The sequence below is a fragment of the Parabacteroides faecalis genome, assembly GCF_022809355.1.
Classification (GTDB): domain Bacteria; phylum Bacteroidota; class Bacteroidia; order Bacteroidales; family Tannerellaceae; genus Parabacteroides; species Parabacteroides faecalis.
Window position 1 is genome coordinate 40422 of record NZ_JAKZMM010000010.1, and the last position, 16615, is coordinate 57036.

Genomic DNA, 16615 nt, shown 5'->3' on the forward strand with positions numbered 1-16615 from the left:
GAGGAAAAATCGTACTTTTGCAATCGCCTTATGCCAATGCGGCAGACATGGTATTAATGAATAAGATTGAACAAATGACCCGTGATGAGATAAGAACAATGACAAAGGTGCCAGAACCGACTTTACGCCGGCTTCCGTGGTATTTGGCTTTTGTGAAACTGTTGAGAGGGAAAGGAGAAACTGTCATCTCGTCCACCCAGATCTCGAAAGAGATCAATGTAGATTCCAGTCAGGTAGCTAAGGATTTGTCTTTTGTAAATGTAACCGGGAAAACCCGTGTCGGCTATGAAATTGACGCTTTGGTGGAAGAGCTGGAAGATTTTCTGGGATTCACGTCTTCACACAAAGCATTCCTGTTTGGCGTTGGAAGTTTGGGTGCTGCGTTACTACACGATTCCGGCCTGAAACAATACGGATTAGATATTGTTGCCGGTTTTGATGTCCGTCCGGAACTGGATGGACAAATCATCAACGGTATTCCGGTCTATCACATTGACCGTTTTCCGGCCATGCGGGAGCAATTGGGAGCCACAATCGGTGTAATCACAGTACCGGTAGACAAAGCACAGGAAGTGGCCGACCAGATCATAGCCGGAGGTATCAAAGGTTTATGGAACTTTACTCCGTTCCGTATTCGGGTTCCCGAAAATATTGTCATACAGAATACATCCATGTACGCCCATCTGGCGGTGATGTTTAATCGTCTGAATTCAACAAATCGTTAAAATGAAAATAATTGCCGTTGGAATGAACTATGCGGCCCACAATAAAGAGCTGCATCATACGTTAGAATTAACAGAGCCTACCATCTTTATGAAGTCTGATTCTTCGCTGTTGAAAGACGGAAAACCTTTTTTTATTCCGGATTTCTCGTCGGAGATTCATTACGAAACGGAGCTGGTGGTAAAGATTGACCGGTTAGGGAAAAACATTGCCGAGCGTTTTGCGCATCGGTACTATAGTGAAGTCACTGTCGGTATCGATTTTACAGCCCGGGATTTGCAACGTCGTCTGCGTGAGCAAGGCTTGCCTTGGGAAATCAGCAAGGCATTCGATAACTCGGCCGTTATCGGAACCTTCATTCCGCTGGAAGAAGCAGGAAACGTCAATCAGTTGTCGTTCCATCTGGATATGAACGGAAAAACTGTACAACAGGGAAACACTGCAGATATGTTGTTTTCCGTAGATCAGATTATCGCTTATGTCAGCCGTTTCTTTACGTTGAAGATCGGCGACCTGATTTATACCGGCACACCCGTCGGCGTTGGTCCGGTTAGCATTGGTGATCATCTGGAAGGATACTTAGGCGAACGGAAACTACTGGACTTCCATGTACGTTGATAGGCTCATACAAGCAACCATTAACAAGTAAAAATTAACAACTGATTATTCATCATTTTCAATTGTCAATTTTTGGAGTACTGTATGTAGTATGAAACGATTTTTATCTTTCTTAATAGCTATTCTTCTTTCCTTCTCATCCGCTTGGGCAGAAGGGAATTATGCGTCACAGTCAGTCCTTTCTTCCGGACGATGGGTGAAGATCAAAGTCACCAAGAACGGAGTTTATAAACTGACGGCTTCCGACCTGAATAAAATGGGATTTTCCGACCCGTCGAAAGTTTCGGTTTACGGATATGGAGGTTGGATTCTTGACGAACAGTTCTCGGATTCTGCTTATCATGACGACCTACCGGCTGTTCCAGTATGGCGAGACGGCTCGACGCTTTATTTTTATGCAAGAGGAACCGTCAAATGGAGTTATGAAAACAAGCTGTTTGTTCATACGAATAATCCTTATGCTACAGCCGGATATTATTTTGTAACGGATGCTACCGATACACATGATATGCCGGAACAAGCTTCGGTAGAGGGAGCCGTTCGGCAAATCTCTACCTTTGATGATTATCAGGTGTGGGAGAAAGATGAGGTAGCGGTCAACGAATCCGGACGGGAATTATTCGGAGAATCGTTCATTTCGACAACAACTCGTAATTTTACCTTCTCTGTTCCAGGAATCACCTCCGATGATGCGGAAGTTTCCATGCGTTTTATAGCCCGGACAACGGGACGTACTCCGGTTACATTAACGGTAGGCGATGCTGTCCTTTCCTTATCTATCTCAGCCCCGACAACCAATGCCAGTTATACCAAGGCTGTTGTTGCCTCGGGTAATGTGACTTGGGAAGGAGAAAAAAGCGAGTCCGTCAAGATGGAAGTCACCTACGGAAAAACAGGAGACCAAAATGTATATCTGGACTATATCCGTTTCCAAATGAAACGCGCCTTGAAACTATATGGAGCAGAAACCGCTTTCCGCAGTGTGGACGCCATCAACAATGTTTCCCGCTTTGAGTTGGCAGATGCTTCTGAATCAACTATCGTATTGGATGTAACCGACGTAACGAATCCGAAACGGATGCAGACAACGTTAAACGGTACGAATCTGTCTTTTACGGCTGCAGCCTCCAGTCAATTACGGGAATATATCGCCTTTGACAAGAATAAACTGACCGACACGCCGGAAATTGTGGGAGAAGTTTCCACACAAAACCTGCACGGACTGGAAACACCGAACATGGTGATTATCGTTCCTACGGCATTTACAACACAAGCCCAGCGCTTGGCAGAAATACATCGTCAACGAAATGGCCTGACGGTTGAGGTAATCAATCCGGAACCTATCTATAATGAGTTTTCAAGCGGAACACCGGATGCAACTGCCTACCGTCGTTTACTGAAGATGTTTTATGATCGGAAACCGGAAACGCTGAAATACTTACTTTTGTTTGGTGACGGCTGTTACGACAACCGCGGACTGACACGCGAATGGCAGCAAAACAGTTCGCTGCTGGCCAATATGCTTCTCACCTATCAGTCGCAGAATTCAGTCGACATCTATTCCTATACAACCGACGATTATTTCGGTTTCCTGGAAGATGGCAGCGGTGCTTCACTGGCTTCTGCCAAACTTTGCGTAGGAATCGGCCGCTTACCTATACGTACGAACGACGAGGCTAAAGCGGCTGTAGATAAAATCATTTCTTATATGGACAATACGCTTCCGGGAAACTGGAAGAACAATATTACGTTCGTTGCCGATGATGGAAGTAATGCAGATAGTAACAAGAACATCCACATGCAGCAAGCAAATACACTGGCAGAAATTGTAGAAGAAGACCATCCGGAATTTCGGGTAAATAAGCTTTACTTCGATGCGTATACGAAAGACCGGACAGGAGGAAATGCCTCTTATCCGGATGTGGAAGCCGCTTTACAGAAACAATTGAAGAACGGATTAATGGTCCTGAATTATACAGGACACGGTAATACCACCAGCTGGAGTGACGAAGCCGTAATGACACAATCGTATATCCAGCAGGCTACTTATCCTTACTTGCCTTTATGGATTACAGCGACATGCGACTTTACCCGTTTTGATGCTCTGGCCACATCGGCCGGAGAATCTGTTTTCCTGAACGAGAAAAGTGGCGGTATCGCTTTATTCACAACTACGAGAGCGGTGTTTTCGCAAGACAATGCGGTCATTAACCAAGCAATTATCCGGAATCTATTTTCACGTGAAGGGAACCGGCGTTATACGTTGGGAGAAATCATGATGAAGGCCAAACAAAGCATGGGATACGATTCCAATAAATTGAACTTTACGCTGATTGGTGATCCGGCCTTGACACTGACTTTCCCGGATTATAGCATAGCTGTAACAGAAATCAATGGAAAACCGGTTGATTCGTCTGAAGATATTACGATTAAAGCTTTAGAGCGAGTAACCATCAAAGGAGAAGTGCGTAAACCGGACGGGACAAAGGACAGTGCATTTACAGGTCCGTTGCAATCAACCATATTCGACAGTAAAGCGACTATCACTACATTAGATAATTTCAGTACAGGAACCAAGTTCCAATATGAAGATTATCCTAATACCTTATATATAGGAAATGATTCCGTACGTAACGGAGAGTTTTCTTTCTCCTTCACAGTTCCTAAAGACATTGCCTACTCGAACGATTTCGGTAAAATGAACTTTTATGCCTTTAATAATCAAGATTCCATTGAGGCACAAGGTTCGTTCCTCGATTTTCGGGTTGGCGGGACTTCGGATACAGGAGGAGACGATACGGAAGGACCAGAAATCCGTTACTTGTATCTGAACGACACGACATTTGTAGACGGCGGACAAGTTAATTCCACTCCGTTGTTTGTGGCTTCGCTTTGGGACAAAAGTGGTATCAACATCACCGGAAGCAGTATCGGTCACGACATGATGCTGATTATCGATAATCAGACATCCAAGAGTTACAACTTAAATGACTATTATCAACTGGTAGGTAGCGATGGCGCCGGACAAGTCATCTTCTCTATTCCTGAATTGGAACCGGGCTTGCATACAGCAGAATTCAAAGTTTGGGATGTACTGAACAATTCGACGACACAGACCTTTACATTTGAGGTAGTAAAAGACATGAAGCCGAATCTGATTTCCGTATATGCAACACCAATTCCGGCTCGCGAAAAGGTGACTTTCCATCTGAAGCATAATTTCCCGGAATCTCAACTGACAGTCAAAATAGAAGTGTACGACATGGCAGGCCGCCTGCGTTGGAATCACGAAGAGAGCGGTTCGTCGGAAGCCTTCAAAGACTATCAGCTGGAATGGAATATGATGGGTAATGGCAATGCACGTTTGCGTCCGGGCGTATATATTTACCGGGCATCGTTGCGATCGGGCAACTCGAAAACGGCGACGGGTGCGAATAAAATGATTATCCTGGCACAATAAAAGGAGAAAAGAGTAGTTATATAAGTGATTCGTAATAAGATTATATTTAAAATAAGATGATAAAAAATCGTAGTTTGAAACTTTGGAGTCTAGCTGTGTTAGTATTCTTATTCACTGCAAATAATCTATTGGCACAACAGATAAAGAAGGAATTTGCCCCGATCAATACAGCTGTTCCATCCTTGTCTATCGCGCCGGATGCCCGTGGTGGTGGTATGGGTGATAATGGTGTGGCAACGCTCCCCGATGTCAATTCGCAATACTGGAACCCGGCCAAGTATGTATTCAATTACAGTCAGGCAGGTGTTTCTCTTTCTTATACGCCTTGGTTACGTAAATTGGTAAACGATGTAGCCTTAGTGAATTTATCAGGATATTACAAGCTGGGAAGTGACGACCGTCAGGCTATTGGAGCTTCACTGCGTTATTTCTCTTTCGGTGAAGTACAGAATAACGACGAACAAAGTGGTGCTACATTGATGACATTGAATCCTTACGAAATGGCATTAGACGTCAGCTATAGCCGAAAGTTATCAGATGCTTTCTCTATGGCGGTTGCATTACGTTATATCCGTTCCGACCAAGGAGCTGACCCATCAGCCGAAATGGTTCCTGGTAATGCCTTCTCGGCTGACATTGCCGGTTATCTGGAACGTTACGTCATCATGGGCCAGGCAGAAGCTTTGTGGAGCTTTGGTTTCAACATCTCTAATATTGGTACAAAAATCTCATACGATGGTGGTGGAACAAACCAGTTCTTGCCAACCAAACTGGCCATCGGAACAGGTTTATTGTACCCGATTGACGACTACAACCAGATCGGTGCCTACGTGGACATCAGCAAATACCTGGTGCCAAGCGAACCGCAACGGACCGGAACTACCGAGGAAGACGACCAAGATTACAACGACCGGGTACAAGAATACAACTCGATGTCGTCAATCGGCGGTATGATCAAGTCGTTTGGTGACTCTCCGTTAGGATTCAAAGGTGAATTACAAGAGATCATGGCTTCTATCGGTGTAGAATACAGCTATAACCAACAGTTCTTCGTCCGTGGTGGTTATTACTACGAGAATCAGAACATGGGTAACCGCCAGTATTTCTCGTTCGGTGCCGGCTTCCGCATGAGTGTTTTCCAACTGGATGCGGCTTATCTGGTCAGCACCGTGCCGAGCAACCCGTTGGACCAGACCTTACGTTTCTCGCTCTCGTTCGATATGGATGGCATCAAGAACTTATTCAAGTAAACGACCATCATGAAGATCAGAGTTGGATTTGGATACGACGTACATAAGCTGGTACCGGGGCGCGACTTGTGGTTGGGCGGCATCAAGATTGAACATACAGAAGGTTTGTTGGGGCACAGTGATGCCGATGTATTGATTCATGCCATCTGCGACGCCTTGCTCGGTGCGGCCAATATGCGCGACATTGGCTTCCACTTTCCCGACACGGCGGGCGAATACGAAAACATCGACAGCAAGATTCTTCTTCGCAAGACGATGGCTTTGCTCCGCGAAGCCGGATATGAATTAGGAAATATCGACGCAACCGTGGCAGCCGAGCGTCCGAAATTGAATCCGCACATTCCGGAGATGAAACGTGTATTGGCGTCTGTCCTCGAGGTGGACGAAGATGACATTTCCATCAAGGCAACAACCACCGAGAAATTAGGCTTCACAGGCCGGCAGGAAGGCATGGCAGCCTATGCGACGGTCTTGATCCAGCAATAATTTTTCCTTTTTCTCCCCGAAAAATAGGCCTATTCAACCATCCGAGGCCTCGGATGGTATGAAAAAGATCGTTTTCACACCGGCGGAAGCCTCGGAAGGCATGAAAAAGATCGTTTTCACACCAACGGAGGCCTCGGAAAGCATAAAAAAGGTCGTTTTCGCCCCTTCGGAAGCCTCGGAAGGTATGAAAAAGGTCGTTTTTACCCCTCCGGAGGCTTCGGACGGTATGAAAAAGCTCTTGTTCATCATCTCAGAGACTTCCTCCGCCTTGCGAATCCCGTTTTTATTTGTAGCTTTACACGGAAAAAAGCAAATCAAGATGAAAAATAATGATTGGAAAAGCCGTCTGGGAGTCATGTATTCGACGAACCCGGATTTTCAATATGAAACGAACGAGGAAATAGAGGAAGAAACGCTGCCCAAAGAGAAACAGGTACTGCGTGTCGCCCTCGACAAACGAAACCGGGGCGGAAAAGTAGTGACGCTCATCACCGGCTTTCGTGGAACAACAGCCGATCTGGAAGCGTTGGGAAAACTGCTCAAGGTGAAATGTGGCGTGGGCGGCTCGGCCAAAGACGGCGAAATCATCGTGCAAGGCGACTTCCGCCAAAAGGTAGAAGAGATCCTTCGGAAAGAAGGCTATACCCAGGTAAAAGTAATCCGCTAAACAAGAACTCATTCCTAAATCTCCCCGTATATGCTGACCATCTATCGTGCATCTGCCGGAGCCGGAAAAACCCATCGGTTGACCGGTGAATATCTGTTGTTGCTTTTCAGCCAGCCGGGCGCATATCGGCGTATCTTGGCTGTGACCTTCACCAACAAGGCCACCGACGAGATGAAAGGCCGCATCGTGGAAGAACTCTTCCATTTGGCCAGCGGACAGCCATCAGATTATGTACAGCTATTGGTTTCTTCCTATCAGCTGACGGAAGACGAAGTGCGCCGCCAGGCACGGAAGATATTGATTGCCATCCTGCACGACTATTCAGCCTTCAACATCAGTACAATCGATCGCTTCTTCCAGCAAACCATGCGAGCCTTTACCCGCGAGATCGGTTTGCAGGGTGGATACGGTATTGAGATGGATCAGGAACGAGTACTTACCGAAGCCATTGATCGCCTCTTGAGCGACTTGGATCAACCGGAGAACAAAGAGTTGCTGGGCTGGCTGCTTCGTTTCGCCGAAGTAAAAGTAGAAGACGGTGGCGAATGGAATTTGCGGCGCGACATCACGGCATTGGGACGCGAGGTATTCAAGGAAAGCTACAAAGTATTCAGCGAAGAAGTAGCCCGCGACATCAGCGACAAGCAAGCCCTAGAAACCTACAAAGACACACTCTACGGCATCATCCGTGCGGTAGAAAAGGAAATTCAGGAGATTGGAAAGAAAGGCTTGGCAATCATGGAACAGTTTGGCTTGACACCTGCCGATTTCAAAGGCGGGAAAACATCACAAATGTTCCATTTCAGCCGATGGGCGGCGGGTGAAATCAAAGAGCCAACCATGACTTTCTGTAGCTTTGCCGATAATCTGGAGGCATGCTTTACCCAAAAGATGAATGCCAGTCAGAAAGCAATCATTGGTACAGCTTTCGAGAACGGATTGAATGAGTGCATCAAGAAAGCCATTGCCCGCTTTGAGCAAATGATAGACTACAACACCGCCCGCGAGATCACCCGTTACTATTATACATTGGGCATTCTCACCGATATATCCAATGAGATCTCGGCCTATCGCGAAGAAAAGAACGTGATGCTGATTGCCGACACAACTGAACTGCTGAACCGGGTGATTGCCGGAAGCAACGCGCCTTTCATCTACGAAAAGACAGGTACACAGATCGATCACTTCATGATCGACGAGTTCCAAGATACTAGCGGAATGCAATGGGAGAATTTCCGTCCGCTGATTGAAGAAAGTTTGGCACACAATCGTGCAAATCTGATTGTAGGCGATGTAAAGCAAAGTATCTACCGCTTCCGTAACTCCGACTGGAAGCTATTGGATGAACAAGTAGCTCGCAATTTCCCGGTAGAAGAAATTCGGGAAGAGACATTGAAAGACAATTGGCGAAGCTGCCGCCATATTGTAGAGTTTAACAATGCTCTTTTCACCGCTGCACCCTATCTGTTACAGTCTACCTACAACGACGATCTAAGCCAATCATCGTTGGATGCCGACGCTCAGGCCGCTTTTTCTACCCGCATCATGGCAGCCTATCAACGAAGTTACCAGCGTGTTCCCAAACCTTTTCAGGAGAAAGACGGACATGTACGCGTGGAATTTGTAGCAGATGAAGAAGAAGCCGACTGGAAAGATGAAGCTCTCGAACGTCTTCCCTCTGTCTTGCAGCAACTGCAAACCAACGGTTATGCCTTAAAAGACATCGCCATTCTGGTACGTACCAACAATGAAGGAGCTCAAGTAGCCAACTATCTGCTGCAATATAAGGAAGAACATCCCGACGATGGGTTCAGTTATGACCTGATCTCCGACGAAGCCTTATATGTAAACAGTTCGGCAGCCGTGCGTTTCCTCATCGCCATTCTGCATCATCTGAAAAGTCCGGATAATCCGACATGGGCACAAATGCTTCTATTCTCCTACAGGATTCTGACTTCCGATTGGCAGCGAGCCGACTTCACATTGGAAGAGAAGGCTGAAATGAATCGCCTATCAACCTTGCCTTTATACGAAATGGTGGAGGGTTTGTATCGTCTGTTTGATTCATATATCCACGAGAAAGAGCAAGTCTTTGTCCTTGCCTTCCTCGATCTGATTGCAGAATATGTACAGAAAGAGAATACGGATTTAGGACGTTTCCTAACTTGGTGGGAAGATTCAGGCATCCGAAAGACGATCGCCACGCCCGACGGACAAAATGCCATCCGTATTCTGACGGTACATAAATCCAAAGGGTTGGGTTTCCGTGCCGTCATCTTACCTTTTGCCGACTGGGAAATTGATCATAAGCCTATGAAACCGGTTGTCCTTTGGTGCCATCCGGAAAAAGCTCCATTCAATCGGTTACATCTTGTCCCGGTTCGTTATAGTTCATCGTTGGGAGCTACTATTTTCGCCCGTGATTACTTTCAGGAACGTTTACATGCCTACATCGACAACCTGAATACGTTGTATGTAGCGTTCACCCGCTCGAAAGAAGAATTGATTATCTTCTCGCCACGTCCGAAAAAAGTCAAAGACGATGGTTCCTTGGAAAAAATCAGCAGCATTTCCGATCTATTGTGGAGTAGTTTGCTACAAGCTATTCCTGATACCTCAGAAGGCGAACAACTTATCCCGCTTGCCTCTTCTTTCGACTGGGAAAACAACCTATTCGAACAAGGACATTGGTGGAAACCTGAGCAAAAGACGGCCAATACATTGATACAGGAATTTCCATTGGGTAAATTACAATCCATCTCGTCTGATAACCGATTGCATCTGCGCTTACGTGGACGAAACTATTTCTTCGATGACAACCAACGTAAACAAGGTTCGCTGATGCATGAAGTCCTGAGTATTGTTCGTGTTCCGGAAGATATTCCTCAAGCTGTCCACCGGTATCAGGAACAAGGTGTGATTAGTCAAGAAGAAGAGATTCAGTTAATCCAACAATTACAAGCCTGTCTGCAACAACCAGAAGTACAACGCTGGTATAACGGTCAGGCCAAAATACTGAATGAAGTTGATATCTTATTCGGGAAAGGCGAAACCAAGCGGCCCGACCGAGTTATGATTTATGCAGATGAAGTGGTCATCCTCGATTATAAATTCGGAGGAAAGATCAGTCGTAGTCACCAGACACAAATGCGTAATTATATCCGGCTGATCCGGCAAATGGGATACAAAAACGTTTCCGCATACTTATGGTATGTCACATTATCCCGCATTGAAGCGGTGAAAGCATGATTTTATTTGGGATATTCCATAAAAATAAATACTTTTGCAATCTATAACAAAAAAAGATTCAGTTAGAAAAATGAAGGTACACAGAGAAGGAACCGGTTTACTGCTTGCTTTATTTACAATATTCTTTATTGTAAATCTTGTCTTGTATCATACTGTCGGCAAAGGAGGACTTTTCTATACCGTTGCTTTTGTAACAACCGTCTTTTTTTTGTTGGTATTAAACTTCTTCCGGAGTCCATTCCGCCGTTTCCCTTATGATTCGGAAGGATTGGTCATTTCTCCTGCAGACGGTACTATTGTTGCGATCGAAGAAGTAATGGAGAATGAAATCCTGCATCGTAAATGCCTGCAAATTTCGGTCTTCATGTCGGTTTTCAACGTACATGCCAACTGGTTTCCTGTAAACGGAACGGTTAAATATGTCTCTCATAACAACGGACGTTTCATGGCTGCTTATTTACCAAAGAGTAGTACTGAAAACGAACGGTCGGCTGTCGTTATTACAACACGTAACGGAGTAGAAGTAATGGCCCGGCAAATTGCTGGAGCTTTGGCACGCCGTATTGTTACGTATGCCAAACCAGGAGACAAATGCCATGTGGACGAACAAATGGGGTTCATTAAATTCGGTTCCCGCGTAGATGTTTATTTGCCGGTAGGAACAGAAGTCCTGGTCGAAATGGACCAAAAGGTAACAGGAAACCAAACTCCTATCGCTCGTTTAGGGAAATTAAACAACTAAAGAAATGAATCTAATCAAACACATTCCCAATACAATTACATGCCTGAACCTATTTTCAGGATGTATGTCGATTGTTGCTGCTATCGGAGGTGATTTGCGTACAGCTTTTATCTGGATTGTCGGAGCTGCGGTCTTCGATTTTATGGACGGCTTTGCTGCACGTTTACTGAAAGCCTATTCACCCATGGGTAAAGAACTGGATTCTCTCTCAGATGTGGTTAGTTTTGGAGTTGCTCCGGGAATGATTCTCTATTCTTTGTTTTCACAAGCAGCCCTTCTGATGAATTTACAAGGTTGTTTGGCTTTGCTTCCTTTTTGTGCCTTTGTAATTCCCGTCTTTTCCGGATTACGATTAGCTAAGTTCAATATAGATGAACGGCAAACAACCTCGTTTATTGGTCTGCCTGTTCCGGCACATGCTCTGTTTTGGGGTTCGCTCGCTTATTCCGTACAAGCTTGGTTGCCCATGAATGCTTCCTGGTTATTATATGGAGGCATTATCTTAGCGTGTCTTACTTCCTATCTGTTAGTCTCTGAAATACCGATGTTCTCCATGAAAGTCAAATCAGTTTCATGGAAAGGGAACGAATGCCGATACATCTTGCTTTTGGCTGCGATTCTATTTATTGCGTTTTGGGGCTACTTAGGAATAGCCGGAACCATTGTGCTTTATTTTATCTTGTCTCTTTTTAACAGGAATAAGTAAACCTCTCTTCATGAGAATTTGTTTTTCTGTTTGAGTACTTAATTCTATATAGTGTTTATGTTTAAATTCTTATTTTTTATAGTGTTTCTTTTCTTTCTGCTCGTATTCTTATTGGGCTTTTCCTTGTTACGCGGATTGAAAAGATTCTTGTTTGGTGACGGAGGAAACCAAAGACAACAAACTTACCAACGAAGAACAACCTCGCAATCTCAAAACCAAACGTATGGCTCTCAAAAGACTTCATCTACCGACTCGTATGCAAACGCTGAAGAAGTAGAAGATCCACCTCGTAGTTGGAAACGCAGAAGAAAAATTTATAGCCAAAACGAAGGTGAATATGTCGATTATGAAGAGGTAAAATAATAAGGTAAATAAAACCATACATAATTATAATAGCATGAAAAAGTTGTTTTCTTTCATGGGTTGTTGTTTATTGGCAGCCTGTTCCTCTCATCAACCTGGTGAGATTTCCGGTTCGTTATCAGGAGTTGGAAGTGACACCTTACTTGTTCGTTCATTTGTTATGTATCCGACAAACACCGGACGTCCGGAACTAGATTTGGATACCGTTCCATTAGTAAATGGCAAGTTTTCATTAAACCTAGGAAATAGCACTGATTTAAGATATGTTCAAATCGGAGAATTTCCTTCATCTAAATCCAATCCAGATGGAAGCAGACCTGCAGTATCTATGGAAGTGATTCCTCTCGTTTTATTACCGGGAAAATATGTAACGGTCGAAGGTTCATTACATAAATATAAATTAGGCGGTGCACCTTTCTATGAATCCTTGAATGAGCTGAATACTAAAATGGAACCTATTGTTCAAAAGACAGATTCCTTGTCGTCTGCATATCGCAAGAAAGCTCAGGAAGGTGTTTCACAAGAAGAAGTTCAAAAGGTTGCAGCCCAAATCGAGAAAGTACAAGAAGAAATTAAGGAAACTTATATTCATTTTATAAAAGAGCATGCTGATCAGGATGTATCTGTTTTTTTACTGACACATGGAGCTTTGGAAGGTGATGAATTGAAAGAATTACTTGACTTGATAGCCGAACCAGTACGCAACGGCGTGATGGCCCCCATGTATCAATCGATCAAGCAGGCATACGAAAAACAGGAAGAACGTCGGAAAGCACAGGAAAAGATTAAGGAAGGTGCTCCTGCTCCCGAATTTACCTTGAAAGATATTAATGGAAAGGACTTCTCTCTTTCTTCTCTGAAAGGTAAATATGTCATCCTGGATTTTTGGGGAAGTTGGTGCGGCTGGTGTATCAAAGGCATTCCAGATCTGAAGAAAGCTTATGAGAAATATAAGGGTCAACTGGAAATTGTAGGAATTGACTGCAATGATACAGAGGAGAAATGGAAAGCAGCCGTTGAGAAACATACTTTACCCTGGATTCATGTCCGCAACGAAGGTAATCCGGATGTAACTTTGCTTTACGGAATAGAAGGTTTTCCGACCAAGATTATTCTGGATAAAGAAGGAAATATTGTAAAAACGGTTGTAGGAGAAGATCCTGAGTTTTACAAACACCTGGATGCTTTAATGAAAAAATAGGATAAAAAAGAGCTCTGAAAAAAGGTAATAAGCAATGGAGAAAAAGCCGGCGTATTTTTGTCAATTTACGCCGGCTTTTCATAAAAATACGCCGGCTTTTTGGAGAAAGACTTTACCTCCTTTTTTCTTGAAAGAAACGTTTCATTTCGGCTGCGCATTCTTCTTCCAGAACACCTTTCTTGACAACAGCTTTCGGATGGAAAGCTTGTGGCGCAAACCGGCTATATCCTCGTTTCTCGTCTGATGCTCCATATACAACCGTTGACAATTGCGACCAACCAATTGCTCCTGCACACATAATACAAGGCTCGACCGTCACATACAAGGTACAACCCGTCAGATACTTTGCTCCCAACACATTGGTTGCCGCTGTAATAGCCAACATTTCGGCATGTGCCGTCACATCATTCAGCCGTTCCGTCTGATTATGTGCCCGGGCAATGATTTTTCCCTGGCAAGTAATGACGGCTCCGACGGGAATTTCTCCTTCTTCAGCGGCAGCCTGCGCTTCCTGAAGTGCCTGTTTCATGAAATATATGTCGTCGTACGGGTTGATCATCTTCTCATTTCATTTTCATTAAACAATGTCGGATAATCTTCTTCCAGTGTCCGCATAATATGCGAAAGAATCGTTTCCCGATACCACCTCGATTTATTGGCAATCCGGTATTTATCAAGATAACGCTGCACCGTCTTATACTCATCATCGTTGAGCATAAACGTAATCTTATGAATCCTGGGATGATTCGGCTGTGCCACTGAATATTTCTTTGTCCGTTTCATGTTACAAAAGTACAAGGCTTCGTGGAAATACAAAAGAATAATCTGTATATTTGCGAAAAACCTAATTATGGCGGAAAGGAATAATACAGGAAAAGAAGGTGAATCGGAAGCTCGTGCTTACCTGGAAAAACAAGGATATCAAATATTACATACCAATTGGCACTTTCATCATTACGAACTTGACCTGGTAGCTATCTATGAAGGTGAATTAATCGTCGTAGAAGTAAAGACACGATCGGTCGGTTGCCTGTTACCGCCCGAAGAAGCCGTCGACCAAAAGAAGATCAAACGCATTGTAGCTGCTACCGATGCTTATATCCGATATTTCAACAACCCGCTTCCTGTTCGTTTTGATATTATCACAATGCAGAAAGAAAACGGACGGTATTCAGTCCAAGAGCATATTGAAGATGCCTTTTATGCTCCAGTACACTGAATACCGCCAGTAATTCTATTTTTACCAAACCTGAATTCTCATTTCACCTGCCTGCAAGGACTCCAACGGTCCACTTGTCGGATGTTCTCCCCGTGGATTTCCCAAATAATCATAGTTGATCTGAATCGGTTTCCCATCCGGATACTCATACCGTTGCTTCGGCAGTTTCGCTGTTCCCAACTTATCTGTCGTGATCATTTGCGTCTCAACCTGTTTTAAATCCTTGTTCTTAATAACAAGAAAGACTTTATCACCTTCTTCTTCAATCCTGACATCAGGAACAAAAGAGGCATCTACCAATTTATGGTCTTCATTCACAAACGGAACAGCCGCTCCATAATAAACGTTTCCATCCACATACATCGGATAAGCCGTCTTTTCATACCCTTTCAGACCAAAAGAGCCAAGCGCTTTATCGGAGTTTTCAAAATCTACCGTAGCAAAAAGGTTATTATAGAAACGATCGTCTCCACCCGGAATAATAGACAAACCGGCAACTTCTGTAGAATGAGGCAAGAAGTAAGGAGTATAACGTCCATGTTCAACGTAATTATGGATCTTACCGCAAATCAGGTTATGCACATACGCGCCACCTTGTGATTGCTCCAAGATACTCCGGTGAGAAGCCAGGATATTATTCTCAACTAAGAACGGTCCATGATTGACTTCCAGGAAAATATCTTCCAGATCATTGCCATAAAACAAATTAGAAGAGACATGTGTCCCCTGTGTCATCCAGTCTAGCCACAAAGCACGGCCAGTATTATGAATCCGGTTATGGGCAATTCGGGCATCCAAAGCCGCATGGAACTTAATCCCACCGATTTCAGCTCCACTAAATTGACGTTTCGTCCAAATATCATAAATATGGTTATTCTCGATCACCGAGAAAGAAGCTCCCATACTTCCGCACATACCGGTTTGTTCGCAGGCAAAGATCGTATTGTTACGTACAATATGATGGCCGATATTATCTTTGTTCCAACCTTCGCGAATGGCATTGAATGTTACTTCTATATAATGTAAAGAGCCATCAATACTAGTATCACTCAGCCATTTGTTATGACCGCTGTTACGTTCTTTTCCCAAGGTAATGCCGGAACATTTCGAATTGCTTATGACATTGTTCTCGATAATCCAGCCTTTATTCCAATGTGTTGCCACCATTCCGATTTGCTCTGCAGTCGGAGCTGCCCATTGTGTAGCAGCCTGACTGATATGGAATCCACTTATCGTTAGGTAATTGATTCCTTTTTTCTCCGGATAGAAACAAGTTCTTCTCACACTGATTTCGACAAGTTCCTTATTCGGATCAGCTTTATGGAAGTTTGCCCAAATGGTTGTTTCCTGCTCATTATGTTCGCAATACCATGTATAAGTCGAACCTTCCGGATCTTGCGCATTCGGAAGAGCTTCCGGATGATAAACTTTCTCAAGCGTTTCTTTTTCATACAGAGACTTATCATTCAAGAAAACTTCACCGGTATGGTGTACACGACCGTAGTTATCAAACCAGTCACCATAGATTTCATCTATATAAGGATTATAGGAACCAAAGAAAGAGTTCGGCAACACAACTTTCCAAACCCCTTTTTGTCCTTCTACGGGTTTCCAGTTCGTAATACGTTCCGAGCCTTTGATTTCAACCCGCTCTCCGGGAGCTGCCCGATAAACAATCCGTCGGGAATCACTCTCTCCGCCACGAGGTGGATTTACCCATTCCCGGTAAGTTCCGGCATGAACAGTAATCACATCGCCCGGATAAGCAAACTTTGCGGCTTGACCGATTGTCCGGAACGGAGCATCTATCGTCCCGCTATTCGTATCTTTTCCTTTCACCGAGACATGATATTCGACAGCCCAAACCGTACTGCCCACGCTCAGCAAGGCCCATAACAAGAAATACTTTATCTTCATAATGACAGACGGTT

15 protein-coding genes are annotated in these 16615 nt (G+C 44.2%); 12 read left to right on the plus strand and 3 right to left on the minus strand.

Annotated elements, in window-relative coordinates; translation table 11 throughout:
• Window positions 1-47: 47 nt before the first annotated feature.
• The 11 genes from MUN53_RS05475 (at window position 48) to MUN53_RS05525 (ending at window position 13465) form a co-directional block, all read left to right on the plus strand.
• The gene (locus tag MUN53_RS05475) at window positions 48-725 is read left to right on the plus strand and encodes a redox-sensing transcriptional repressor Rex (protein ID WP_394803041.1); all 678 of its coding nucleotides are present in this window, start codon (window positions 48-50) and stop codon (window positions 723-725) included.
• Between the two features lies 1 nt (window position 726).
• Window positions 727-1341 carry a fumarylacetoacetate hydrolase family protein gene (locus MUN53_RS05480; RefSeq protein WP_243323769.1) on the plus strand — a complete coding sequence of 205 codons (615 nt, stop codon included), beginning with the start codon at window positions 727-729 and terminating at the stop codon, window positions 1339-1341.
• 91 nt (window positions 1342-1432) lie between these two features.
• Window positions 1433-4801 carry a type IX secretion system sortase PorU gene (gene porU / locus MUN53_RS05485; RefSeq protein WP_243323770.1) on the plus strand — a complete coding sequence of 1123 codons (3369 nt, stop codon included), beginning with the start codon at window positions 1433-1435 and terminating at the stop codon, window positions 4799-4801.
• Between the two features lie 56 nt (window positions 4802-4857).
• Complete coding sequence (gene porV / locus MUN53_RS05490; RefSeq protein WP_243323771.1) at window positions 4858-6051, plus strand: type IX secretion system outer membrane channel protein PorV; 1194 nt, start codon at window positions 4858-4860, stop codon at window positions 6049-6051.
• A 9-nt stretch (window positions 6052-6060) separates the two neighbouring features.
• Window positions 6061-6537 (plus strand): 2-C-methyl-D-erythritol 2,4-cyclodiphosphate synthase, encoded by a 477-nt coding sequence (gene ispF, locus MUN53_RS05495; protein WP_243323772.1) that lies wholly within the window; start codon window positions 6061-6063, stop codon window positions 6535-6537.
• Between the two features lie 319 nt (window positions 6538-6856).
• The gene (locus tag MUN53_RS05500; protein WP_243323844.1) at window positions 6857-7204 is read left to right on the plus strand and encodes a translation initiation factor; all 348 of its coding nucleotides are present in this window, start codon (window positions 6857-6859) and stop codon (window positions 7202-7204) included.
• A gap of 30 nt (window positions 7205-7234) precedes the next feature.
• Window positions 7235-10453, plus strand: a complete 3219-nt coding sequence (locus MUN53_RS05505; RefSeq protein WP_243323773.1) for a UvrD-helicase domain-containing protein — start codon at window positions 7235-7237, stop codon at window positions 10451-10453.
• Between the two features lie 70 nt (window positions 10454-10523).
• Window positions 10524-11195, plus strand: a complete 672-nt coding sequence (locus MUN53_RS05510) for a phosphatidylserine decarboxylase family protein (protein ID WP_022456131.1) — start codon at window positions 10524-10526, stop codon at window positions 11193-11195.
• Window positions 11196-11199: 4 nt separating this feature from the next.
• Complete coding sequence (pssA, locus tag MUN53_RS05515) at window positions 11200-11901, plus strand: CDP-diacylglycerol--serine O-phosphatidyltransferase (protein WP_243323774.1); 702 nt, start codon at window positions 11200-11202, stop codon at window positions 11899-11901.
• Between the two features lie 57 nt (window positions 11902-11958).
• Window positions 11959-12264, plus strand: a complete 306-nt coding sequence (locus tag MUN53_RS05520) for a DUF4834 family protein (protein ID WP_022456133.1) — start codon at window positions 11959-11961, stop codon at window positions 12262-12264.
• Between the two features lie 34 nt (window positions 12265-12298).
• Window positions 12299-13465, plus strand: coding sequence for a redoxin domain-containing protein (locus tag MUN53_RS05525; protein ID WP_243323775.1), 1167 nt, complete (start codon window positions 12299-12301; stop codon window positions 13463-13465).
• A gap of 112 nt (window positions 13466-13577) precedes the next feature.
• Here MUN53_RS05525 and MUN53_RS05530 read toward each other — a convergent pair whose 3' ends face one another.
• Complete coding sequence (locus tag MUN53_RS05530) at window positions 13578-14024, minus strand: nucleoside deaminase (protein WP_243323776.1); 447 nt, start codon at window positions 14022-14024, stop codon at window positions 13578-13580.
• Window positions 14021-14248 (minus strand): hypothetical protein, encoded by a 228-nt coding sequence (locus tag MUN53_RS05535; RefSeq protein ID WP_243323777.1) that lies wholly within the window; start codon window positions 14246-14248, stop codon window positions 14021-14023. The genes MUN53_RS05530 and MUN53_RS05535 overlap by 4 nt, the downstream gene beginning before the upstream one ends.
• A gap of 67 nt (window positions 14249-14315) precedes the next feature.
• Here MUN53_RS05535 and MUN53_RS05540 point away from each other — a divergent pair, with 67 nt between their 5' ends.
• Complete coding sequence (locus MUN53_RS05540) at window positions 14316-14684, plus strand: YraN family protein (RefSeq protein ID WP_243323780.1); 369 nt, start codon at window positions 14316-14318, stop codon at window positions 14682-14684.
• A 21-nt stretch (window positions 14685-14705) separates the two neighbouring features.
• On the opposite strand, the gene MUN53_RS05545 is transcribed toward MUN53_RS05540, so the two are convergent.
• On the minus strand, window positions 14706-16601 hold the full coding sequence (locus MUN53_RS05545) for a right-handed parallel beta-helix repeat-containing protein (protein ID WP_243323782.1): 1896 nt from the start codon (window positions 16599-16601) through the stop codon (window positions 14706-14708).
• Between the last annotated feature and the right edge of the window lie 14 nt (window positions 16602-16615).